Below are 23,455 nucleotides of genomic sequence, written 5' to 3' on the forward strand. Positions count from 1 at the left end.
GGTCGTACCCGACCTGCAGAATCCCGGAAATGTTGCGGTTCACCCCACCCAACCGCCCGGAGGCGCGGCGGATCCTGGCCGGGACCCTGCTGTCGGCGATCGGCCGAGGTCTCACCCTGCCGTTCCTGTTCATCTACCTGACCGACGTACGGGGTCTCACCGACGCACGGGCCGGTCTGGTGATCGGCTGGTTCGGCGCGGTCACGCTGGCCCTGTCGCCCCTCGGCGGCACCCTCATCGACCGGGTCGGGGCCCGTCGGGTCGTGCTGCCGTGCCTGGTCTTCGAGGCGGTCGGGGTGGGCTCGTTGGCCCTGGTCGACTCGACCGTCACCGCCGCCCTCGCGGTCACGGTGATGGCGGTGGGCAGCGCGGCGATCTGGTCCGGGCAGAACACCATCCTCGCCTCGCTCACCGACGCCGACGAACGGCAGCGGGTGTTCGGGTTGAACTTCGCCCTGCTCAACCTCGGGATCGGGGCCGGTGGCCTGGTCGCCGGCTCGATCGTCGACACCACCCGACCGAGCACGTTCCAGCTGGTCTACCTGCTCGACGCGGTCAGCTACCTGGCGCCCGCGGTGATCCTGCTCACGCTTCCGGCGGTCGGCCGCCGGCTCGCGGCACCGGCCGAAAGCGCCGGCCGGAGCGGCCGACGGGGCGGCTACCTGGCGGTGCTGGCGGACCGGCCGTTCCGCCGCCTGGTGGTCTTCGGCCTGGTGCTCACCACCTGCGGCTACGCCCAGCTCGAGGTCGGCTTCACCGCGTTCACGGTACGGGTGCTCGGGGAGCCGCCGCGGGTGGTGGCCTGGGGGCTGGCGGCCAACACGATCGTGATCGTGCTCGCCCAACTGGTGGTCATCCGGCGGCTGGAGGGCCGCAGCCGGGCGGCGGCGCTGGCCGTGACCGGCGCCGTGTTCGCGTCGGCGTGGCTGATCCTCGGCTCGGCCGGGCTGGTCGACCGGACCGGTTCGCTGCTCGCCGCGCTCTGCGTGGTGGCCTGTGCCGCCGTCTTCGGGCTGGGCGAGACGCTGTTGTCACCGGTGCTGCCCGCCCTCACCAACGCGCTGGCCACCGACGAGTTGCGCGGCCGGTACAACGCGATGAGTTCCATGATCTTCGGAATCAGCGGGGTGATCGGTCCGATCACCGCCGGGCCGCTGATCGGCGCCGGCGGCGGCGCGCTCTGGGTGGCCCTGGTCTCCGGCGGCTGCCTGGTGGCCGCGCTGATCGCCCTGTCGCTGCGCCCGATGCTCTCCGCCGAGCAGGACGGCCGGCCCGCCGACCCGCTCCACGCCGCGTCGACCGGATTCGGGGTGCCCGGGGCCAGCTCGACGCCGTCGACCTCGGCCCGGCCGCCGCAGGGTCGAAAGTCAGCGGACCGGCCGCCTATCATCAGCCGATGACCGGCTTCGTGTCGCGCGGCCTGACGCCGGAGGAGCGCGAGTTGGTGGGTCTGGCGCGCGATCGCATCCGTACGGGTGGCTGGGTTGTCGTCGTCCTGCAGTTCGTCCTGGCCGTCCTGTGTGCGGTGCAGGTCTCCTGGTACGTCGGCCGGAGCATGCCCGACCCCGGTCGCGTGAACCTCGTCGTCGCCCTGCTCGGCGGCCTGGCCTGGTACCTGATGGCGCTGGCCCTGCCGTTGGCGATGCTGCTCGGTCTCACCGGCGGCGCGTTGCTGGCCTGGCGGCTGCCCCGGCTGAGCCGGGCCCTGGCCCGGCTGCTGGTGGCCGGGACGCTGCTGTGCACCGCCGTCGTGGTGCTCGGCATGACCCCGTTCGGGCGGGCCATGCACACCTGGTGGTTGGACTGATCGGCCACGGCGTCCGACCGGTTCGGTCGCCCGACGGCCGGCCGGCCCGGTCCCGTACCGGTCAGGCCGATCCGGTGGTGTGCTGCTCGACCGGCGAGATGCGCCGGCCGGCCTCGGCCGCCTGACGGACCGCGGCCCAGCAGGCGGTGGTGGTGATCGTCAGTCCCCGTTGTCGCGTCCCCGGCGGTGGCAGCCAGTTGGCCGGGTCCCGCAAGGCGATGGTGAGATCGTCCGCCGACATGGCCGACGTGTCGTGCCAGCGTCCGGAGTACGTTTCCCTGGTCTCGATCCAGTTCCGCCCCACCAGGCCCACGAGCACCGGGACGAACCTGGCGATGAGCGCGATCCGGGCCGGCTCGTCGAGTCGGGAGGGCTGGGCCGGGTCCCCGGTCAGCGCCCAGCGCAACCGCCTGCCGTACTCGTCGAGCACCTCGTCGAGATAGCCGTCCCGCTCACCGACGGCGAGCATGGCGTACTCCTCCAGGGTCAGCTCGTCCAGGATCCGCACACCGGGCCGGTTTCCCACGCCCGTCGGAGACTCACCCACCCGAAAGCGGACCTAACCGTACTAAAACCTAATAACCGCTGAAATTTTTCTTGTCGGCAATGCCGGGCATCGTGAGTAATCTTGTCGCACCAGCCGCCCGGTGAACCCGGGCGGCCTCCCCTTTCCCGCCCTCGGAAACGACAGATGCCCCCGGACCACCAGCGCACCCCACCGGACCACGAGCGCGCGCCATCGGATCATGAGCGCACGCCGCCGGACCACGAGCGGATCAGCCGCGACGTCACCGCCAATCTGCCGGCCGCGTCGTCGGCGATCGAGGCGTGCCAGCTGACCGTCACCGCGCTGGGCCGGCACACGCCGGCCCGGATCTCCGTCCTGCTCTGGGTCCACGACCGGTTGCGGTGCGTCGCCGCCACCGGCTCCTGGCAGGCGTTCGCCACCGTCCGACCGGGGACCGGGGTGGTCGGCCGGGCGTACGAGTCGGGCAAGACCGTACTGGTGTCGGACGTCACCGCGGACCCGGACTACCTGCCGATGCGGCCGGACGTCACGGCGGAGATCTGCGTACCGGTGCCGGACCGGGACGGCCGGCCGATCGGGGTGCTGGACCTGGAGTGGACCGGGCCGGTCGACCTGGAGCGATGGCGGCAGACCGCCGAGACGATCGCCGGACGACTCGGCCTACGGATCTGGGCGCTCGGCGGTCCGGCCGCCGAGTCCCGCAGCGAGAAGCTGTTGCGGCACGTCACCGCGATGACCGCCGCCCCGGACGAGTTCGCGTTGCGCGCCGCGGCCCGCGAGGCAGCCCGGGACCTGTCCGGTCTCGACGCGGCGGTCCTCGCGCTCGCCGAGCCCACCGGCGGCCGGATCAGCGCCCCCGCCGGTGAGCCCGGCGACCTGGAGACCCGGATCCGGGTCGCGCTCGACGCCGCCGGACCGGCGACCCTGGCCCGGCTGATCGCGCACACCCACCGGTTCGGCGCCACCTACACGCTGGGCGAGGCCGCCACCCCGTCGATGCCCGAGCACGACCTGTTCGTCCGCGCCGGGGTCGGGACGCTGGTGGCGGTCTCGATCGGCCCGACCGACGCCGGCGGGGTGCTGCTGGTCGCCGACGAGCGGCTGCTGCAGCCGGATCCCACCACGGTGAACCTGATGGAACTGCTCGCCGCCCAGGCCTGGACCTGCCTGGACCGGCTGCGCGGGATCTCCCTGCTGCGGTTGCGGGCCAGCTCCGATCCGTTGACCGGGCTACGGCACCAGGGCCCGTTCGGCGAGCGGATGGCCGCGGCGAACCCGGACCGGACCGCCCTGCTGGCCATCGACGTGGACGGCTTCAAGAGCGTCAACGACACGTACGGGCACGCCATCGGCGACCGGGTGCTGGTCGAGTTGGCCCGGGCGTTGGAGGCGGCCCTGCGGCAGGGCGACGAGCTGTACCGGATCGGCGGGGACGAATTCGTGGCGGTCGTCGAGGTCGGCCGGCCCGAGGAGGCCCTCGGCATCGCCGAGCGGCTCACCGAGGCGGCCCGCCGGACCGGCCGGACGATCAGCGTCGGCGTGGCGCTGCGGCATCCCGGCGAGCCGGCGGAACTGACCCTGCGCCGCGCGGACACGGCCCTCTACGACGTCAAGCGTTCCGGCCGCGACGGGGTCCGGCTGGCCACCGGCTGACGACCCGCGCCGGCCGGTGGTCGCGGGCCGGGGTCCGGCGGGCGTCCGGCACGGTGGACCCACCGAACCGGCCGGAGGCTCAGCGGCCGGCCGGAGGCTCAGCGAATGGCGGCCAGCTCAGCGGGTGGCGGCCAGCTCGGCGGAGAGCAGCTCGGCGATCTGCGCGGTGTTCAGCGCGGCGCCCTTGCGCAGGTTGTCGCCGGTGACGAAGAGGTCGAGCGCCCGCGGGTCGTCGACCGAGCGCCGGATCCGGCCGACCCAGGACGGATCGGTGCCGACCGCGTCGATCGGCATCGGAAACTCGCCCGCGGCCGGGTCGTCCACCACGATCACGCCGGGCGCGTTGCGCAGCGCCTCGCGGGCACCCTCGGCGTCCACCTCGGCACCGAACACGGCGTGCACGGCCACCGAGTGCCCGGTCACCACGGGCACCCGGACGCAGGTGGCGGAGACCTTGAGATCCGGCAGCCCGAGGATCTTGCGCGACTCGTTGCGCAGCTTCAACTCCTCGGACGACCATCCGGCGTCGCACAGCGAGCCGGTCCACGGCACCACGTTGAGCGCCAGCGGGGCCGGGAACGGGCCGAGGTCGTCACCGACCGCCTGCCGTACGTTGCCCGGCCGGGAGCCGAGCACCCGGTCTCCGGCGATCTTGGAGAGCTGGTCGTGCAGGATGTCCACGCCGACCTGACCCACGCCGGAAACCGCCTGGTACGAGGAGAGCACCAGCTCCCGGAGGCCGTACTCGCGGTGCAGCGGCGCGACCGCGACGATCATCGCGAGCGTCGTGCAGTTGGCGTTGGCGATGATGCCCTTGGGCCGGTTGCGGACCTGTTCCGGATTGATCTCGGGCACCACCAGCGGCACGTCCCGGTCCATCCGGAAGGCACCGGAATTGTCGACGGCCACCGCGCCCCGGCTCACCGCGACCGGTGCCCACTCGGCGGAGACCTCGTCGGGTACGTCGAACATCGCCACGTCGACGCCGTCGAACGCCTCGGGGGTGAGCGCCTGGACGGTCAACTCCTCGCCCCGGCAGCGGACGGTGCGACCGGCCGAGCGGGCGGACGCGATCAGCCGGATCTCGCCCCAGACGTTCTTGCGGGACGAGAGCAGGTCACACATCACGGTGCCGACGGCTCCGGTCGCCCCGACGACGGCCAGGGTGGGCAGCTCAGCCACGTCCGGTCACCGCCCGGTGCCGGCGTAGACGACGGCTTCCTCGCTGCCGCCCAGGTCGAACGCCTCGTGGATGGCGCGGACCGCGGCGTCGAGGTCGGTGTCCCGGCACACGACGGAGACCCGGATCTCCGAGGTGGAGATCATCTCGATGTTCACCCCGGCCTCGCCGAGGGCCGCGAAGAAGCCGGCGGCCACACCCGGGTGCGACCGCATGCCCGCGCCGATCAGCGACACCTTGCCGACGTGATCGTTGTACAGCAGGCCCTTGAACTTGATCGTCTCCTGGATCTTGCTGAGCGCGGCCATCGCCGCGGTGCCGTCGTCCTTGGGCAGGGTGAACGAGATGTCGGTCCGACCGGTGCCCTCGGTCGACACGTTCTGCACGATCATGTCGATGTTGATCTCGGCGGCGGCCACGGTCTCGAAGATCCGGGCGGCGGCACCCGGTTCGTCCGGCACGGCGACGATCGTGATCTTGGCTTCGCTGCGGTCGTGTGCGACTCCGGTGATGAGTGCCTGCTCCACGGGAAGTTCCTCCATCGATCCGGCGACCACGGTGCCGGTGTTGTTCGAGTACGACGAGCGGACATGGATCGGCATGCCGAACCGGCGGGCGTACTCCACGCACCGCAGCATCAGCACCTTGGCCCCGCAGGCCGCCAGCTCCAGCATCTCCTCGTAGGTGATCCGCTTGATGTGCCGCGCGTTCGGCACGATCCGGGGGTCGGCGGTGAAGACCCCGTCGACATCGGTGTAGATCTCGCAGACGTCGGCCCGCAACGCGGCCGCCAGCGCCACGGCGGTGGTGTCCGAGCCACCCCGTCCCAGGGTGGTGATGTCCTTGGTGTCCTGGGAGACGCCCTGGAACCCGGCGACGATCGCGATCGCGCCCTCGTTCAGCGCGCCGCGCAGCCGGCCGGGGGTGACGTCGATGATCCGGGCCCGCCCGTGCACCGACGTGGTCAGCACGCCGGCCTGGGAGCCGGTGAACGACCGGGCCTCGTAGCCCAGGTTGTGGATGGCCATCGCGAGCAGCGCCATCGAGATGCGCTCGCCGGCGGTGAGCAGCATGTCGAGTTCGCGGCCCGGCGGCAACGGGCTGACCTGGTTGGCCAGGTCGAGCAACTCGTCGGTGGTGTCGCCCATCGCCGACACCACCACGACCACGTCGTCGCCCGACTTACGGGCGGCCACGATCCGCTCGGCCACCCGCTTGATCCGCTCCGCGTTGGCGACGGAGGAACCGCCGTACTTCTGCACCACCAGTGCCACGACGGCCCAACCCCCTCCGACAACCCCGAGCGTGCCGACGCCGCCGGTTCGAAAGGGCCGGCGGCGCCGTGCATAGACGTCATCAGGGTACCGGCCGGGCGCGTGACGTGGGACGGACGATCCCACGATCCGGCCGGGACCGCCGCGACACGCCCGGGCACGCGCATCCGCGTACCCTGCCGGTTCGACCGAATAGTGCGGACAATGGCCGGATGCGGCCGACCGTCACCTTCCTCCCGCCGGCAACCGTCTCGCGCCGATCCGCGGGACGGATGACGCCGGCCCGCCGACTCGGCCGCGCTGCGCTGCTGGTCGCGGTCCCGGCGCTGCTGGCCGGTTGCACCGCCGACCCGCCGCCGGCCGACCCGGCACCGCCCGCGCCGACCACGGATCCGGACGGCGCCGCCCGGGACCGGCTCGCCGCCCTCGCGGCCGCCGCACAGGACCGCCACCTGGTCGCGCGGTACACGTTCGCCGGCGCCGACCGGCGCGACCGCACGATCTCGGTGACCGAGGCCACCGACGGCGGCTGGCGGGTGGACATCCCCGGCGGCGCCCTCGGCGGTACGGCGGACATCGCCCTCGCCGGCACCCGGGATGGCGTCTTCCAGTGCGCGTTGCCGTCGGCCGGGCGGTCCGACCCGCCGTCCTGCGTACGGGTGGCCGGACCGGACGAGTCGGTACCGGTCGGCATCGACCCGCGGGTGCAGCACCCGTTCACCGACGCCCGTCGGGTGCTCACCGACCGGCAGGCACCGCTGTCGGTCTCGGTCGGCCGGCCGCTGCCCGGCGTGCGCGGTTCCTGCTTCGCTGTGGAGTCGACCTCGGCCTCGGTCGACCCGCCGCTGGACGTGGGCATCTACTGCTACGACCAGGACGGCACGCTGACCGGCGCGCGGCTGACCTTCGGCACGCTGACGCTGGTCGGGACGCCGGCCGCGGCCCCGGCCTCGGTCGCCCTGCCCGGCCCGGTGGTCTCCGGCGATCCGCTCGGCCCGACCGCACCGACGCCCACCGAGGGCGAAGGCGGTACGGACGGGGGCTAGCGGCAAAAGGTGTGCGAACGGACACAACGCTTTATTCCCCGCCAATGCTGGCGTCCGTGCGGCACACTCGACCCCATGCCCGAGTTGCATCCGCTACTGGCGGACCGGTGGAGTCCGCGCGCCTTCGACCCGACCGCGACCGTCACCGACGACGAGTTGGCCTCGCTACTGGAGGCGGCCCGCTGGGCTCCGTCGGCCGGCGACAGCCAACCGTGGCGATTCGTCGCGGGCCGACGGGATCACGAGACGTACAAGCGGATCCTGGCCAACCTGGCCGACGGCGACCAGCGGTGGGCCGACCGGGCCTCGGCGCTGCTGGTCGGCGCCCACCTGACCGCGACCCGGTCCGGCGCCCGGATGCCGTACGCGGCGTACGACCTCGGCCAGTCGGTGGCGCACCTCTCGGTGCAGGCCGGCACGCTCGGCTGGTACGTACGACAGGTCACCGAGTTCGACCGGGCCGGTCTGCGCGACGACCTGGACCTGCCGGCACGGGTCGAACCACGGGTGGTGATCGCGGTCGGGCGCCCCGGCGATCCCCGGTCGCTGCCACCGGACCTGCTCCGCCGGGAGATCCAACTGCGGCGCCGGCAACCGCTGGCCGACCTGCTGCTGCGCTGAGATTCGTCGCGTCCGTGCCGGGCTCGCGTCCCATTCACTGGACCACACTTTCGAGAACCCGATCAGTGACGTAGGGTCACCAGAGTCATGTGGCAGGCGCTTCTCCTTCCGTGCCGCGACGGGGCCCCTCGGGCCGGCACCCCGTCGCGGAGTTGACGCGCGCCGACCTCAGCCACGCCGGTCGATCGTCGATCGACCCACGAGTCACCACAGTCGCGAAACACCGCAGCGGCGCCGACGCCGTAACCTCAGTCTCGGCAGTGTCGCCGTCTCTCCGCTGACGTCACATGACCACGGGAGCACAACCGCCATGGCCCAACCAGCCGGCTCAACCGACACCGATACCGATCCGATCGCTCGGCAGCGACCCAGCCGCATGCCGTACGGGCGGTACCAGCCCTACCACCACCAGTTCCCGGTCGACCTGCCCGACCGCGGCTGGCCCACCCGCCGCGTCGAGGCTCCCCCGCGCTGGTGCGCGGTGGACCTGCGGGACGGCAACCAGGCGCTGATCGACCCGATGTCCCCCGAGCGCAAGCGCCGGATGTTCCAACTGCTGGTGCAGATGGGCTACAAGGAGATCGAGGTCGGCTTCCCGTCGGCCAGCCAGACCGACTTCGACTTCGTCCGGCAGCTCATCGAGCAGGACCTGATCCCGGACGACGTGACCATCCAGGTACTCACCCAGTGCCGGGAGCACCTGATCGACCGCACCTTCGAGTCGATCCGCGGCGCCGACCGGGCGATCGTGCACTTCTACAACTCGACCTCGATCCTGCAGCGCCGGGTGGTGTTCGGGCTGGACCGGGCCGGCATCACCGACATCGCCACCCAGGCGGCCCGGCTCTGCCAGAAGTACGCGGACATCCACACCCCGGACACCGACGTGTTCTACCAGTACTCGCCGGAGTCGTACACCGGCACCGAGCTGGACTACGCGCTGGAGATCTGCGCGGCGGTGATCGAGGTGATCGACCCGACCCCGGACCGGCCGCTGATCGTCAACCTGCCGGCCACGGTGGAGATGGCCACCCCCAACGTCTACGCCGACTCGATCGAGTGGATGCACCGGAACCTGCCCCGCCGGGCGTCGACGGTGCTCAGCCTGCACCCGCACAACGACCGCGGCACCGGCGTGGCCGCCGCCGAGCTGGGCCTGCTGGCCGGCGCCGACCGGATCGAGGGTTGCCTGTTCGGCAACGGTGAACGCACCGGCAACGTCGACCTGGTCACCCTGGGGCTGAACCTGTTCTCCCAGGGCATCGACCCGCAGATCGACTTCTCGAACATCGACGAGATCAAGCGGGCCGTCGAGTACTGCAACCAGCTGCCGGTGCACGAGCGGCACCCGTACGCGGGCGACCTGGTCTTCACCGCCTTCTCCGGTTCGCACCAGGACGCGATCAACAAGGGCTTCGCCGCGCTGACCGCGGCGGCCGACGCGGCCGGGGTGCCGGTCGACCAGCACCCGTGGGAGGTGCCCTACCTGCCGATCGACCCGAAGGACCTGGGTCGCACCTACGAGGCGGTCATCCGGGTCAACTCGCAGTCCGGCAAGGGCGGCGTCGCGTACATCATGAAGGTCGAGCACCAGCTCGACCTGCCGCGCCGGTTGCAGATCGAGTTCTCCGGCGTGGTCCAGCGGGTCACCGACGCCGACGGCGGCGAGGTCGAGCCGGACCGGATGTGGCAGATCTTCGCCACCAACTACCTGGTCGACCACCAGGCCGACCCGGTGGTCACGGTGGACCGGTACAGCACCGCCACGGTGGACGGCAAGGTCGAGATCGAGGCCGACGTCGTCCCGGCCGGCGGTGACCGCCGGTCCCTGACCGCGGTCGGCAACGGCCCGATCGACGCGTACGTCAACGCGCTGCAGGAGCTGGGCATCCAGGTCCGGGTGCTGGACTACCACGAGCACGCGATGTCCTCCGGCGGCGACGCCCGGGCCGCCGCGTACGTCGAGTGCGAGGTCGACGGTCGTACGGTCTGGGGTGTGGGCCTCGACCCGAACATCGTCACCGCCTCGATCCGGGCGGTCACCAGCGCCGTCAACCGCGCCCGCGACTGAGCACCGGGTCGGGTCCTCCGCCCCGGCGGGGGATCCGACCCGCGGTTCAGAGCCGCAGGCCCGGTGCGCTGTGCGCGGCCTGGCCGGAGCGCTGCAGCTTGTGCCACCGCAACCGACCACCGGTCACCGCGGTGACCATCGAGTGCAGCAGCACCAGGTACATCACCTGCCGGTAGACCACCTGCTGCAACGGCAGCGCCCACAGCGGACGCAGTTTCTCCCGGTCCAGCCGGAACGCCACCACCGCCGTGACCACCTGCAGGCCGAACACGGCCAGCCAAACCACCGCCGCCTCGACCCGGTCGAGGAACAGGAAGCCGTACACCGCGAGCAGGTCCACCAGCGGCGCCAACATCGGCAGCAGCACGGTGAACAGCGCCAGCACCGGCATGCCCCGCCGGCCGAACCGGCCCAGCCGACCTGGATCGCGCCACGCCGCACGGTGCTTCCACAGCGCCTGCATGGTGCCGTAACTCCACCGGTACCGCTGGCGCCACAACTGGGACACCCGGGTCGGCGCCTCGGTCCAGGACCGGGCCGTCTCCTCGTACACCACCCGCCAGCCGACCCGGTGGATGGCGATGGTCAGGTCGGTGTCCTCGGCCAGGGTGTCGTCGCTGACCCCGCCGGCACCCTCCACCGCCTCCCGCCGGTAGGCGCCCAGCGCCCCCGGGATGGTGGGAATGCAGTCGAACGCCTCGTACAACCGGCGGTCCAGGTTGAAGCCGATCACGTACTCGATGTGCTGCCAGCGGGCGATCAGGTTGGTCCGGTTGCCCACCTTGACGTTGCCGGCGACCGCGCCCACCCGCGGGTCGCGCATCGGCTGCACCAGCCGGCGCAGGGCGTCCGGCTCGACCACGGTGTCCCCGTCCACCATCACCAGCAGGTTGTGCCGGGACAACGCGACCCCGGTGTTCAGCGCGGCCGTCTTGCCGCCCCAGGGCACCCGGACCACCCGCACGCCGGGCAGCCGTAGCGACTCGACGATGGCGGCGGTGCCGTCGGTCGAGGCGTCGTCGACCACCACCACCTCGACCTCGGGATGGTCGCTGGCGACCAGCGAGCGGACGGTGGCCTCGATGCCCTCCTTCTCGTTGTGCGCCGGCACGATCACCGAGATCGGCGCGGTCACCGGCGGACGGTCGGCACGGGCCTCCGCCCGGCGCCGGCGGGCGTGCCGCAGGGCGTACCCGATCAACAGCGCGGTCCGGACGAACGCGAGCGAGCCGGCGACCAGCAGCAGCATGCCGAGCAGCCACACGGTGCCGTCGGCGGCCCGGACCGCCCAGACCAGCGCGGCCGCCCGCCACCGGTCCGCCGCGGTCGTCCGGACGACCGGCGCCGTCTCGCCGCGGTTCGCCAGGATCTCCCGGTACGCCTCCGAGACGGTGAGGAACCGGTAGCCGCGCTCCTTCATCTCCGGGATGAACCGGTCCAGCGCCTGTACGGTCTGCGCCCGGTCCCCGCCGGCGTCGTGCATCAGAACGGTGGCCCCGAGGCCGTCCCGCGGCGTGGCGTTGCGCACGATCGCGTCGACCCCGGGCCGTTCCCAGTCCCGGCTGTCGGTGTCGCTGAAGACGGAGAGATAACCGAGTTCGGCCGCCTCCCGGGTCACCCGCCAGGTGCCGTCGCCGATGGCGTCGTTACCGGCGGAGTAGGGCAACCGCAGCAGCCGGGTGTTCCCACCGGTGGCGTAGGTGATCGCCATCTGGGTCTGGGCGTACTCGATCCGGCGCCGCCAGGCCGGCAGGTTCTCGGTCTGCGGGTGGGTGAACGTGTGCACGCCGACCTCGTTGCCGTCGGCCGCGAGCCGCCGGGTCAGTTCGACGTTGCGGGCCACCTGGGTGCCCAGCACGAAGAAGGTGGCCCGGACGTCGTGCCGCCGCAGCACCGCCAGGATCTCCGGCGTCCACCGCGGATCCGGGCCGTCGTCGAAGGTGAGCGCGATGGTCCGGCTGGGCATCGGGTAGGAGTGGACCTCCGCGCCGACGTCCACGATCGGCCCGCCCTCGACCGCCGCCGCCGGCACCGTCCGCTGGCTCTGCTCCCCCCGTTCCTGGTCCGGTTTGAACTCGGCGCTCACGTACGCCTCGACGAACAGCAGGTTGACCAGCAGGATCAGCAGCATCGTGCCGATGACGAACCGCTTGCGCGGCAGCCACCGCCGGGCCGGACGGGTGGGTGTCGACGCGGAGCTGGCGCTGCTCGGGAAGACCGTCACCGACCGTTCCCGAGGTCCAACGCACCGCCGGAGCCGAGCTGGCTCAGCCAGAGCACCCCGATCAGCGCCACGCAGAGCAGCGCCACCACGATCGCCGCCGCCACCAGCAGCCGATGGCGACGACCGCTGTCGTCCACGAAGACCGGCGCGGTGACCCGCACCGGGTTCAGCACCGAGGTGCGTTCCATCGCCTCGGGCACCCGGGCCACCGCCAACCGGGCGCCCTCGGCGAAGGCGTGCTTGGGCAGCAGCGTGGTACGGCCCAGGTCGTCGTCCTCGACCGGGCGCCGCTGCCCGGGAATCTGCCAACTCTGCGTCTGGTCCGGATCGGCCCACGCCACCACGATCTGCGTCCGCTCCAGATCCGCGCGCGACAGGTCCACCGTGTCGCCGGCCGTCTCGCCCCCCACGTTCACTTCCCTCTCACCGTTGTGCCCCACGGCCGTCACCGCAGCTCGTACTCGTCACCGAAGACCGTCAACGGCACCGGCGGCGTCAGCCCATGTCGATCATCGTTGACCAGGCGACGCAGCGCCTTCACCCGGTCGACCGACTCCGCCCACACGGCGCGGGTGTCGGGGTCGTGCGCGTGGCGCAAGGTCTCCGCCCGAACGTCGAGGAAGGCCGCCAACCAGCGCTGTTCCGGCGTACCGTCGGCCGGACGACCACGGGCCGACCGGGTGGCCCGGTCGGCGAGCGCCGGCAGTCCGTCCGGATCCGCGCCCATTCCGTGTTGGACCGCGGTGTCGAACAGGACCGCCACCCCCAGGGCGGTCCGAATGCCGAGCGTGCGGGCCAGTCGCAGCGCCGGACCGTACGCGATCCGGTCGGTCGCCTGGTCCTGGATCCGGCGGAACTGTGGGTCACCCGCCGCGGCCGCCCAGGCGGCCGGGAAACCGGCCATGCCGTCGTCGCCACCGTCCGCGTCGGCGGCCAGCTCGCGCAGCCGGGGCAGGTACCGCACCAGCGGGTCACCGGGCCGGCGCTTCGCCCAGGCCGCCACCACGTCGCGGACCTCGGGACCGTCGGTGGTGAAACCGATCTTGCCGCAGGTGTACCCGCGACCGTCGTCCAGTCGCTCGACGTAGTCGTAGCGCGGGTCCGCGGTGCCGTTCTCGAACACGCTCACCAGTTCGTCGGCGATCCGCCGCTGGACGGCCGGGAGGACGACATCGGACGGACCGGCGACCGGCTCGGGCCACGGATCGGCCGGGGTACGGGCACAGGCCGAGACGAGCACCAGCAGCAGCCCGACCAGACCGGTGCCGCGACGCCGGATCCGGCTCACGGCGCGGGGTGATTCGACACGGGGATCAGCGTAGCGGTGCTTGTCAGACCCGGTCGAGGGGCGAGACGCGTCTTACTGACGGGACTGCCCCGTCAGTCGATGCGGGCCGGGTCGTCCGAGTCGGTGCGGGTCGGCCCGGGTCAGTCGGTGCGGGCCGGCTCGTCCCGCGGGTAGGCCGGCGGGGGCAGCGACGGGCAGGGCCGGGACGGCGGTGGCTCACGTCGGGGTCGGCGCACCAGCGCGGCGGCCAGCACCGCGCTGAGGAACATCAGTCCGGCGCACCACACCATCGCGGACCGGTACGCGTGGGTCAGCTCGGCCGGCATCTCGTAGCCGGCGCCGGAGAGGCCGACCAGCAACGGCAGGGCCGCGACGGCCAGCAGACCACCGGCCCGGGACGCCGCGTTGTTGACGCCGCTGGCCACGCCCGCGTACCGGTCGGCCACCGCGCCCAGCACCGACGCGGTCAGCGGCGCCACCACCAGCGTCATGCCGAGTCCGAACAACGTCACCCCCGGCAGTACGCCGAGCCAGTACGAACCGCCCGGGGTGACCCCGCGCAGCAGCAGGAAACCGACGCCGGACAGCACCGGACCGACGGTCAACGGCCAGCGCGGCCCGATCCGGGTGGCCAGCGCCCCGGCCTGGGCGGAGCCGACCAGCAGCAGGATCGTCAGCGGCAGGGTCGCCAACCCGGTCACCAGGGCCGAGTAGCCCACCACGTTCTGCAGGTAGACGGCGAGGAAGAAGGTCAGCCCGTTCAGCGCCGCGTACACCGTCACCGTGTAGACGTTCAGCACACTGAACAGTCGGCTGCGGAACAGCCGCGGCGGCAGCATCGCGGCGTCCTGCCGGCGTCGCTCGACGAGAACGAAGGCCACCGCCGCGGCCACCCCGACCGCCGCGGCCACCAGCACCGGCGCGGACAGCCCGTGCCGCGGCGCGTCGATCAACGCGTACGTGACGCCGGCCAACGCGAGGGCACCGAGCAGCGCGCCGGCGATGTCGAAACGGGTGCCCGGCCGCGGCGCACCGTGCCCGGCGTCCCGCCGGCCGGCGTACGGGTCCCGGCTCTCCGGCACCCACCGCAGCCCGGCGACGACCACGACCGCCGCGATCGGCAGGTTGATGAAGAAGATCCACCGCCAGGACAGCGAGTCGATCAGGTAGCCACCGATGAACGGCCCGAGCGCCGTCGACACCCCGGCCAGGCCGGACCACAGGCCGATCGCCTTGCCCCGGTCGTCATGCCGGAAGCTGCCCTGCAGGATGGCCAGCGATCCCGGGGTGAGCAGCGCGCCGCCCGCGCCCTGCAGCACCCGGGCCGCGACCAGCCACTCGATGGTCTGCGCAGCCCCGGACAGCAGGGAGGCCGCGGTGAACCACAGCACCCCGATCAGGAACATCCGCCGCCGGCCCCAGCGGTCCCCCAACGCCCCGCCCAGCAGGACGAACGCGGCGAGCATGAGCAGGTAGCCGTTCACCGTCCACTGCAGACCGCCGACCGGCGCGTGCAACTCCCGGCCGAGGTGCGGCAGCGCGACGTTGACCACGGTGGCGTCCAGGAAGACCATGCCGGAGGCGAGGATCGTGGCGAGCAGGGTGCCCCGGGCCACCGGGGTGCCCAGCCGTAGTTCGGGTGCGGTCTCGGCCATGTCGTCCAATCTGCCCTGCGCCCGCGATGATAGTCGCGAAACGCCGAAATCGGCCGCGTATCCCCGACCGTGTTGGTCTGAGGCGGCAAGCTGGGTATGTGCACATCATGCGTACCCCCAGAAGATCCTGGCTCGCGGCGCTGGCGGCGTCCGCGGCGCTCGCCCTCGGCGGCGTGGCCGGCTGCGCCCCGGCCGCCGACCCGACGCCGGGGCCCTCCGGCTCCGGCACCGGCTCCGGCACCGGCACCGACGGCGGTGGTTCCGGCTCGGCGGCCAAGGACCTCGAACAGCTCAAGGTCGCGTCCGCGGCGTCGATGAAGGGCTACAGCCGGGACCGTTTCCCGCACTGGCGGTCGGCCGGCAAGAACTGCGACGTCCGGGACACGGTGCTCAAGCGTGACGGCAAGGACGTCAAGCTGTCCGGCTGCAACGTGGTCGGTGGTCGGTGGACCAGCCTGTACGACAACAAGGACCTCACCGACCCGAAGGAGGCAGACATCGACCACATGGTGCCGCTGGCCAACGCCTGGCGTTCGGGCGCCGCCGACTGGGACGACAAGAAGCGCGGCGACTTCGCCAACGACACCACCCGGCCGCAGCTGTTCGCGGTCTCGGCGACGTCGAACCGGGCCAAGGGTGACCAGGACCCGTCGCAGTGGAAGCCGCCCGCCCGCGACTACTGGTGCACGTACGCGGTGGACTGGATCACCGTCAAGACCTACTGGAAGCTGACCGTGACGACGGCCGAGAAGGCCGCGCTCACCGACATGCTGAGGACCTGCTGATGCCCGACGAGCCCACCCCCGACAAGGCCGCCCCGGACAAGGCCGCGCCCGAGAAGGCCGGCCCGGACAAGGGCGCCCCGGACAAGGGCGCCGATGCCCCGTCCCGCAGCGCCGACATCGTCCCCGGGCCGGGTGGTGTGATGACCGACGAGGTCGGCGTGGTGACCGGCGAGTTGACCCTGCGCACCGAGTACGCCGACGGTCGGGTCACCCTGCGGGTGCAGTACAAGGACGCCGACGAGTGGTACGCGGTCACCGGCGGCTCGGCACCGCTGACCGACCCGGCCGCGCTCGACGCGGTGCACACCATCGCGGTCGGCCTGCTCAACCGCCCCGACGGCTGAGCAGGCCGCGCCGCGGTCAGGGAGTGGGGATCAGCTCACCGGGTGCGCCCGGCGCGGCGCCGTCGTCCGGGCGTACCAGTTCCGCCTCGACCTCGTGCGGGCGCAGCCGGCCGTCCGCGATCTCCTCGGCGAAGTGGCAGGCCACCCGGTGCCCGCCGACGACCTCCCGCAGCTGCGGGCGCTCGTTTGCGCACCGGGTCGGTTGGGCCCACGGGCAGCGGGTGTGGAACCGGCACCCGCTCGGCGGGTTGGCCGGCGAGGGCAGGTCGCCGGCCAGCAGGATCCGCTCCCGTCGGTCCTCCACCGTCGGGTCGGGCACCGGTACGGCGGACATCAGCGCCTTGGTGTACGGGTGCATCGGCTCGCGGTAGATGTCCTCGCTGGACGCCTCCTCGACCAGACCACCGAGGTACATCACCCCGACGGTGTCGGCGATGTGCCGCACCACGGCCAGGTCGTGGGCGATGATCAGGTAGGTCAGGCCGCGCTCGTTCTGCAGGTCCTCCATCAGGTTGAGCACCTGCGCCTGGATCGACACATCGAGCGCCGAGACCGGCTCGTCGGCCACGATCAGCTCCGGATTGAGCACCAGCGCCCGGGCGATGCCGATCCGCTGGCGCTGGCCACCGGAGAACTCGTGCGGGTACTTGCTCAACGCCGACGCGGGCAGCCCGACGGCCGCGAGAGTGTCCCGCAGCGTCTTGCGGACCTCGGCCTTGTCGTCAGCCAGGCCGTGCGCCTTGAGCCCCTCGACCAGCAGCGACTCGACCGACTGCCGCGGGTCCAGACTGGACAGCGGATCCTGGAAGATCATCTGCATCCGGCGGCGGGCCTGGCGCATCTGTTCGCCCTTGAGCGCGCGCAGGTCGGTGCCGTCGAAGACGATCTCCCCGTCGGTCGGTTCGACCAGCCGCAGCAGGCCCCGGCCGAGGGTGGACTTGCCGCAACCGGACTCGCCCACCAGCCCGTACGTCTCGCCGCTGCGGATCGACAGGGAGACCCCGTCGACGGCGTAGACGTACCCGACGGTGCGGTCGAACAGCAGGCCGCTCTTGATCGGGAAGTGCACCTTCAGGTCGCGCAGTTCGATCAGCGGTGCCCGGTCGGCGTCGCCGGCCCTGGTCGGCCCGCTCGGCGTCCCGCCGCCCTGGGCCGGCACCGTCGGCGTCGGACCGGTCTCGGCCGTCGAGGCGGTCTCGGCCATCGGCGTGTCGGTCGGTTCGGTCACGTTCTTCTCGTTCGGGTCGCTCATTTGGCCACCGCCACTTCGTGCTGGACCGGGTTGTTGCAGCGCAGCCGGCCACCGGTGGCGGTCGGTTCCAGGGGTGGGGTGCCCTCCACGCAGGCGTCCACCACCCGGTCGCACCGGGGGGCGAAGGCGCAGCCCTCGACCCAGGGGATGTTGTCGGACACCGAGCCGCGGATGGCGTGCAGCCGCTGCCCGCGTACCGAGTCCAGCCGGGGCACCGAGGCCAGCAGCCCGTCGGTGTACGGGTGCCGGGGCCGGGCGAACAGCTCGTGCCGTTCGGCCGTCTCCACCACCTTGCCGCCGTAGAGCACGTTGACCGTGTCGCAGAGGCCGGCCACCACACCGAGGTCGTGCGTGATCATGATCAGCGCGGTGCCGGTGTCGTCGACCAGTTCCTTGAGCAGGGTGAGGATCTGCGCCTGGATGGTCACGTCCAACGCCGTGGTCGGCTCGTCGGCGATCAGCAGTCGCGGCTTGCAGGCCAGGGCGATGGCGATCAACGCCCGTTGCCGCATCCCGCCGGAGATCTGGTGCGGGTACTCGGACAACCGCCGGGACGGGTCCGGGATGCCGACCGCGTCCAGCAGGTCCCGCGACTCGCGCAGCGCCTCCTTGCGGTCCTTGCCCTGGTGCCGTTCCAGCACCTCGGCCACCTGGACGCCGATCGGGATCACCGGGTTCAGCGAGGACAGCGGGTCCTGGAAGATCATGCCGACCTCCCGACCGCGCCGGTCGCGCATGTCGTCCGGCCGCAGCTTGAGCAGGTCGGTGCCCTCGAACAGCACCTCGCCGGTCACCTTGTTGCCCCGCTTGGGCAGCAGACCCATGATCGCCAGGCTGGTGACGCTCTTGCCGCAGCCGGACTCGCCCACCAGGCCGACGGTCTGGCCGGGCTCCACCGTGAAGCTGACCTGATCCACCGCGGTGAAGGGCCGTTCGCCCCGCCGTTGGAAGACGACGCTCAGGTCCCGTACGTCGAGCAGGGTCATCGTGGTCCTCCCTCGTTCCGGTCCGTCATCGCCGTCACCGCCGGTTCTTCGGGTCGATGGCCTCGCGCATCGCCTCGCCGAGCAGGGTGAAGCCGAGGGCCACCACGATGATCGCCAACGCCGGGTAGTACGCCAGTTCGGGGCGTACGTCGAAGTAGCGCTGCCCGTCGACGCCCAGCATCAGGCCCCACTCGGCCCGGTTGATGTCCGGGTCGCCGAGGCCGAGGAAGGAGAGCGCGGCCGCGTCCAGGATGGCCACCGCGAAGGTCAGGGTGGCCTGCACGATGACCGCGGTCATCGAGTTGGGCAGCATGTGCCGCAGCACGATGGACCGCTGCCTGACCCCGAGCGCCCGGGCGGCCAGCACGTGGTCGCTCTCCCGCTGGGCGAGCATCGAGCCACGCAGCAGTCGGGCGAAGATCGGCACCTGGACGATGGCCACCGCGAAGATCACCGTCCATTGGCTGGAGGAACTGGCCATCGCCACCAGGGTGATCGCCAGCAGCAGGCTGGGCAGGGCCAGCATCACGTCGGTGACCCGCATCAGCACCACGTCGACCCAACCGCCGAAGGCTCCGGCGATCGCGCCGAAGACCACCCCGAGGGCCAATCCGATCATGGTGGCCAGCACGCCGACGAAGAGCGTCTGCCGGGAGCCGTAGATCATCCGGGACAGAAAGTCCCGACCCAGCGGGTCGGAGCCGAGCGGAAAGCCGTCCCGGGCGCCGGGGATGGTGTCCGTGGTCAGGTCCTTGGTCAGTTCCGGATACCGGATGACCGGGTCGTGCGGCGCGATCAGCGGCGCGAGGAGCGCCATCAGGACGAACAGCCCGACGATCACGGCTCCGGTGACGGCGGCGGGGTTGCGCCGCAGCCGCCGCACCGCGTCGCGGAGCAGGCTCACCCCGCCGGAATCGGCGCTGGCCTGGGCCAACCGCTCCAGCCGCGCCTTCTTCTTGTCGGCCAGTACGCCGACACCGCTTCCCGCCGTACGGCTCCGCTGCGCCGCGGCCGCCGGGCTGTCCGGGCCGGGTTCGACGGTTCGCTCGCTCATCCGACACGCACCCTCGGGTCGATGATCGCGTACGACAGGTCGACGAGCAGGTTGACCACCACGAAGACCAGTGCCGCAAGCATGATCAGGGCTTGCAGGATCGGATAGTCCCGGCCACCGCTGATCGAGTCGTTGATCAGAGTGCCGAGCCCGCCCCAGTTGTAGACCCGTTCGGTCAGCACCGCGCCGGCGAGCAGGGCGCCGGTCTGCAGGCCGATGGTGGTGACCACCGGCAGCAGCGCGTTACGCAGGACGTGCCGGCCCCGGACCGTCCGCTGCCGCAGGCCCTTGGCCTCGGCGGTCCGGACGTAGTCCTCGTTGAGCACGTCGAGCACGCTGGCGCGGGTGATCCGGACGATCACCGCGAGCGGGATGGTGGCCAGCGTGATCGCCGGCAGGATCAGGTGCCAGAGCGCGTCGGCGCTGGCGTCGAACTCCCGGGTCAGCAGCCCGTCCAGGACGAAGAAGCCGGTGACGTTGGTGTTGTCCAGCCCGGTGCTGATCCGCCCGGACGGCGGGAACCAGTGGATGTTCTGGGTGAACACGTCCTTGAGCAGATAGCCCAGGAAGAAGATGGGGATCGAGATGCCGAGCAGCGTGCCGCCGACGGTCAGGTTGTCCAGCGTCCGACCGCGGTGCCGGGCGGCGAGGTAACCCAGCGGTACGCCCAGGCCGATGGCGATGATCAGGGCGGCGACCGACAGCTCGATGGTGGCCGGGAAGGCCCGCCCGATCACCTCGGTGACCGGGTCACCGGTCCGGATCGAGTTGCCGAAGTCCCCGGTCAGGGTCTTTTGCATGAACTTGCCGTACTGGACCAGGATCGGCTGGTCGTAGCCGAGCGCCTTGGTCAGCAGGGCCCGGGTCTCCGGGGTGGCCCGCTCACCGAGCAGCGCGTTGATCGTGCCACCCGGCAGGTTACGCAGCCAGATGAAGATCAGCGCCGACAGCGCCAGCAGCGTCACCACCAGCTGCAACAGCCGGCGGACTATCACTCGCAACATCTCTCACACCACGTTTCTGGTTAGTGGAGTGCCGTACGGAACGGCCCGGACCGCCGAGTTGCCGCCCGGTCCGGGCCGTTCGCGTCAGGCGCTGCCGCCGCCGGGTCAGCTCTTCGAGACGCTCACCGTGTTGAAGCGTTCGTCCGTCAGCGGACTCGGCACCAGACCCTTGACGTCCTTGGAGACCACGATCGCCGGAGGCGCGTGCCAGACCGGGATGGCCGGCAGCCACTTCGCGGCGATGTCCCGGTTGACCTGCTCCCAGGCCGCCTTCTTGCCGGCCTCGTCGACGGTGCCGTCGGCCTTGGTGATGGCCGCGAACATCTCGGTCATCGCCTGGTCACCGAACTCGACCTTGCCCCGGCCGAAGAAGGTGCCGACGAAGTTGCCCGGGTCGTTGTAGTCACCGGTCCAGCCCAGGATGTGCAGGTCATGCTTGCCGAACTGCTGCACGTCGTCCTTGAAGCCACCGTTCCACGGCCGCGGAACACCGTTGACCTTGATGCCGACGGCCTGCAGGTCGTTCGCCAGAACGGTGAAGATCTCCTGCGGGTTGGGCATGTACGGCCGGGTGACGTCCGGCGGGTAGTAGAAGTTGAGGGTCAGCCCGGTCGCGCCGGCCTGCGCGAGCAGGTCCTTGGCCTTGGTCGGGTTGTACTCGTACTTCTGCACGTCCGGCGCGTAGCCGAGCACGGTGTCCGGCATGAACTCGTCGGCCACGCTCGATCCGCCCGGTGCCTTGGTCTGCACGAGCTGCTGCCGGTTCAGGGCGTAGGCGATCGCCTGCCGCACCCGCAGGTCCTTCAGCTTCGGGTTGTTCTTCTGGTTGATGCCCAGGTAGAGAATGTTGAAGGCCTTCCGGTCGAGCACCTGGAAGCCCTCGCCCGCGAGCGCCTTGCGGTCGGACGGCGCCGGGAAGTCGATGCCCTGGACGGTGCCGGCCCGCAGTTCCTGCTTACGGGTGCTCTCGTCCTTGATCACCTTGATGATGACCTTGTCGACCTTGGCCTTCTCGCCCCAGTAGTCCGGGTTGCGGTTCAGCGTGATCTCGTTCTTGGCCTTGTCCCAGCCGCCGAAGGTGAACGGCCCGGTGCCGACCGGGTGCTCGGTGGCGAACGCGCTGTACGCGAACGAGTCGCCGTTCTGCTTCACCTCGTCGGCGTTGTACTTCTTCAGCGCCTCGGGGCTGGCGATCGACAGCGAGGTGAGCGCGAAGGCACCCGGGAAGGCGCCCTTGTAGTTGTTCAGCGTGAGGACGGCGGTGTTGTCGTCCTTGGCCTCGCACTTGTTGTAGACCGGCTTGCCGGCGTCCTCGGACTCGTTCTTGGCGAAGCCGCCGAACACGTCCATGTAGTAGAGCATCTGGCTCTGGGCGGCGGCGCCCTTCATGTTGAACCAGCGGTCGAAGTTGAAGCAGACCGCGGCCGCGTTGAACGGGGTGCCGTCGTGGAACTTGACGCCCTTGCGCAGGTTGAAGGTCCAGACCTTGCCCTCGGGATCGTGCTCCCACTTCTCGGCCAGACCGGCCTCCAGGTCGGCGGTGCCCGGCTTGTGGCTGATCAGCGTGTCGAACATCTGCCGGGTGGGGCGGAACGACTCGCCGTCGTCGTTGAAGATCGGGTCGAAGTTCTTCGGGTCACCAGCACCGGCGAAGATGAAGGTGCCGCCCGTCTTGGCGTCGCCACCCTTGTCCCGGTCACTCTGCGCGCAGCCGGCCGCGCCAGCTGCCAGCGCGGCAACGGCCGCCACGGCAACCGCCGTTTTGAGCCTTCTCACCTGCATCTCTCACCTCTGTCATGCGCATGACCAACGCCGGGGTCTGGCTCGGTCCGTGTGCGGCACGCTAGTGGCCTCAAGAGCAAGAACGGAACGCCCGCCCGCGAATCTCTATCAACCCGACACCTAAGGTTGATCTTTGGTGCAACATGGGCGGTTTTCCCGATACAACCGATAACGGCTCTATAACGATGGCCGGCCCCGAATCGGTGCCCGCTGTCACACATCCGCCGACCCGGACCACCTCCCGGAGACGCCGACCCGGACCGCCACCGGAGACGCCGACCCGCCCCACGGCGGACCGAGGAATCAGATCGCCCGGCGGCCCTCGAAGGCCCGCCCGAGGGTGATCTCGTCGGCGTACTCCAGGTCCCCGCCGACCGGCAGGCCGCTGGCGAGCCGGGTCACCGCGATACCCATCGGCTTGACCATCAGGGCGAGGTAGGTGGCGGTCGCCTCGCCCTCGGTGTTCGGGTCGGTGGCGAGGATCAACTCGCGGACCGTACCGGCGCTCAGCCGGGCCATCAGCTCGCGGATCCGCAGGTTGTCCGGGCCGATCCCCTCCAGCGGATTGATCGCCCCGCCCAGTATGTGGTAGCGACCGCGGAACTCACCGGTCCGCTCGATCGCCACCACGTCCTTGGGCTCCTCGACCACGCACAGCACCTCGTCGGTACGGCGCGGGTCGCGGCAGATCCGGCACTGCTCCGCCTCGGCCACGTTGAAGCAGATGGTGCAGAACCGCACCTGCTCCTTGACCTTGCGCAGCGCCGTGGCGAGCCGGGCCACGTCGACCGGATCCGCCGACAACACGTGGAAGGCGATCCGCTGCGCGCTCTTCGGGCCGACGCCCGGCAACCGGCCCAACTCGTCGATCAGATCCTGGATCGCACCCTCGTACATCTG

General features: G+C 71.3%; 21 protein-coding genes. 8 read left to right on the plus strand and 13 right to left on the minus strand.

What is annotated here, in order from left to right; all coding sequences use genetic code 11:
- Window positions 1–29: 29 nt before the first annotated feature.
- Together ACFOX0_RS28355 and ACFOX0_RS28360 are read left to right on the plus strand one after the other, a co-directional pair.
- The gene (locus tag ACFOX0_RS28355) at window positions 30–1,400 is read left to right on the plus strand and encodes an MFS transporter (protein ID WP_377551737.1); all 1,371 of its coding nucleotides are present in this window, start codon (window positions 30–32) and stop codon (window positions 1,398–1,400) included.
- Complete coding sequence (locus tag ACFOX0_RS28360) at window positions 1,397–1,807, plus strand: hypothetical protein (RefSeq protein WP_377551739.1); 411 nt, start codon at window positions 1,397–1,399, stop codon at window positions 1,805–1,807. The genes ACFOX0_RS28355 and ACFOX0_RS28360 overlap by 4 nt, the downstream gene beginning before the upstream one ends.
- 61 nt (window positions 1,808–1,868) lie before the next feature.
- Here the strand turns inward: ACFOX0_RS28360 and ACFOX0_RS28365 are convergent, their stop codons facing one another.
- Entirely contained in the window at window positions 1,869–2,333 is a 465-nt protein-coding gene (locus ACFOX0_RS28365; protein ID WP_377551741.1) for a hypothetical protein, read from the minus strand.
- A gap of 165 nt (window positions 2,334–2,498) precedes the next feature.
- Between ACFOX0_RS28365 and ACFOX0_RS28370 the strand changes: the two genes are divergently transcribed.
- A complete protein-coding gene (locus ACFOX0_RS28370) occupies window positions 2,499–3,989 on the plus strand; it encodes a diguanylate cyclase (RefSeq protein WP_377551744.1) in 1,491 nt (496 codons plus the stop codon).
- A 117-nt stretch (window positions 3,990–4,106) separates the two neighbouring features.
- Here ACFOX0_RS28370 and ACFOX0_RS28375 read toward each other — a convergent pair whose 3' ends face one another.
- Window positions 4,107–5,171 carry an aspartate-semialdehyde dehydrogenase gene (locus ACFOX0_RS28375; protein WP_377551746.1) on the minus strand — a complete coding sequence of 355 codons (1,065 nt, stop codon included), beginning with the start codon at window positions 5,169–5,171 and terminating at the stop codon, window positions 4,107–4,109.
- A 6-nt stretch (window positions 5,172–5,177) separates the two neighbouring features.
- Entirely contained in the window at window positions 5,178–6,443 is a 1,266-nt protein-coding gene (locus ACFOX0_RS28380; protein ID WP_377551749.1) for an aspartate kinase, read from the minus strand.
- 212 nt (window positions 6,444–6,655) lie between these two features.
- Between ACFOX0_RS28380 and ACFOX0_RS28385 the strand changes: the two genes are divergently transcribed.
- The 3 genes from ACFOX0_RS28385 to leuA all read left to right on the plus strand — a co-directional run bounded on the left by ACFOX0_RS28385 (window position 6,656) and on the right by leuA (window position 10,181).
- Window positions 6,656–7,489 carry a hypothetical protein gene (locus ACFOX0_RS28385; protein WP_377551751.1) on the plus strand — a complete coding sequence of 278 codons (834 nt, stop codon included), beginning with the start codon at window positions 6,656–6,658 and terminating at the stop codon, window positions 7,487–7,489.
- 75 nt (window positions 7,490–7,564) lie between these two features.
- A complete protein-coding gene (locus ACFOX0_RS28390) occupies window positions 7,565–8,110 on the plus strand; it encodes a nitroreductase family protein (protein ID WP_377551753.1) in 546 nt (181 codons plus the stop codon).
- Between the two features lie 310 nt (window positions 8,111–8,420).
- Complete coding sequence (leuA, locus tag ACFOX0_RS28395; protein WP_377551756.1) at window positions 8,421–10,181, plus strand: 2-isopropylmalate synthase; 1,761 nt, start codon at window positions 8,421–8,423, stop codon at window positions 10,179–10,181.
- A 46-nt stretch (window positions 10,182–10,227) separates the two neighbouring features.
- On the opposite strand, the gene ACFOX0_RS28400 is transcribed toward leuA, so the two are convergent.
- From ACFOX0_RS28400 to ACFOX0_RS28415, 4 genes are all read right to left on the minus strand, one after another.
- Window positions 10,228–12,405, minus strand: coding sequence for a bifunctional polysaccharide deacetylase/glycosyltransferase family 2 protein (locus ACFOX0_RS28400; protein WP_377551758.1), 2,178 nt, complete (start codon window positions 12,403–12,405; stop codon window positions 10,228–10,230).
- Entirely contained in the window at window positions 12,402–12,815 is a 414-nt protein-coding gene (locus ACFOX0_RS28405; protein WP_377551761.1) for a hypothetical protein, read from the minus strand. The genes ACFOX0_RS28400 and ACFOX0_RS28405 overlap by 4 nt, the downstream gene beginning before the upstream one ends.
- Window positions 12,816–12,850: 35 nt before the next feature.
- Window positions 12,851–13,693, minus strand: a complete 843-nt coding sequence (locus ACFOX0_RS28410; RefSeq protein WP_377551764.1) for a chitosanase — start codon at window positions 13,691–13,693, stop codon at window positions 12,851–12,853.
- Window positions 13,694–13,833: 140 nt separating this feature from the next.
- Window positions 13,834–15,348, minus strand: a complete 1,515-nt coding sequence (locus ACFOX0_RS28415) for an MFS transporter (protein ID WP_377551766.1) — start codon at window positions 15,346–15,348, stop codon at window positions 13,834–13,836.
- A 107-nt stretch (window positions 15,349–15,455) separates the two neighbouring features.
- Here ACFOX0_RS28415 and ACFOX0_RS28420 point away from each other — a divergent pair, with 107 nt between their 5' ends.
- Complete coding sequence (locus ACFOX0_RS28420; protein WP_377551769.1) at window positions 15,456–16,133, plus strand: HNH endonuclease family protein; 678 nt, start codon at window positions 15,456–15,458, stop codon at window positions 16,131–16,133.
- Window positions 16,133–16,477, plus strand: coding sequence for a hypothetical protein (locus ACFOX0_RS28425; protein WP_377551771.1), 345 nt, complete (start codon window positions 16,133–16,135; stop codon window positions 16,475–16,477). Before ACFOX0_RS28420 ends, ACFOX0_RS28425 begins: the two co-directional genes overlap by 1 nt.
- A 16-nt stretch (window positions 16,478–16,493) precedes the next feature.
- Here the strand turns inward: ACFOX0_RS28425 and ACFOX0_RS28430 are convergent, their stop codons facing one another.
- From ACFOX0_RS28430 to recR, 6 genes are all read right to left on the minus strand, one after another.
- Complete coding sequence (locus ACFOX0_RS28430; RefSeq protein ID WP_377551773.1) at window positions 16,494–17,729, minus strand: ABC transporter ATP-binding protein; 1,236 nt, start codon at window positions 17,727–17,729, stop codon at window positions 16,494–16,496.
- Complete coding sequence (locus ACFOX0_RS28435; protein ID WP_377551776.1) at window positions 17,726–18,715, minus strand: ABC transporter ATP-binding protein; 990 nt, start codon at window positions 18,713–18,715, stop codon at window positions 17,726–17,728. Before ACFOX0_RS28435 ends, ACFOX0_RS28430 begins: the two co-directional genes overlap by 4 nt.
- A 34-nt stretch (window positions 18,716–18,749) precedes the next feature.
- Window positions 18,750–19,769: an ABC transporter permease gene (locus tag ACFOX0_RS28440; protein ID WP_377551778.1), complete on the minus strand. Its 1,020-nt coding sequence runs from the start codon at window positions 19,767–19,769 to the stop codon at window positions 18,750–18,752.
- Complete coding sequence (locus tag ACFOX0_RS28445; protein ID WP_377551780.1) at window positions 19,766–20,773, minus strand: ABC transporter permease; 1,008 nt, start codon at window positions 20,771–20,773, stop codon at window positions 19,766–19,768. Before ACFOX0_RS28445 ends, ACFOX0_RS28440 begins: the two co-directional genes overlap by 4 nt.
- A 105-nt stretch (window positions 20,774–20,878) precedes the next feature.
- Window positions 20,879–22,555 carry an ABC transporter substrate-binding protein gene (locus tag ACFOX0_RS28450; RefSeq protein ID WP_377551783.1) on the minus strand — a complete coding sequence of 559 codons (1,677 nt, stop codon included), beginning with the start codon at window positions 22,553–22,555 and terminating at the stop codon, window positions 20,879–20,881.
- Between the two features lie 303 nt (window positions 22,556–22,858).
- On the minus strand, window positions 22,859–23,452 hold the full coding sequence (recR, locus tag ACFOX0_RS28455) for a recombination mediator RecR (protein ID WP_377551785.1): 594 nt from the start codon (window positions 23,450–23,452) through the stop codon (window positions 22,859–22,861).
- Window positions 23,453–23,455: the final 3 nt, after the last annotated feature.

This window comes from Micromonospora zhanjiangensis, from assembly GCF_042650605.1.
Classification (GTDB): domain Bacteria; phylum Actinomycetota; class Actinomycetes; order Mycobacteriales; family Micromonosporaceae; genus Micromonospora_J; species Micromonospora_J zhanjiangensis.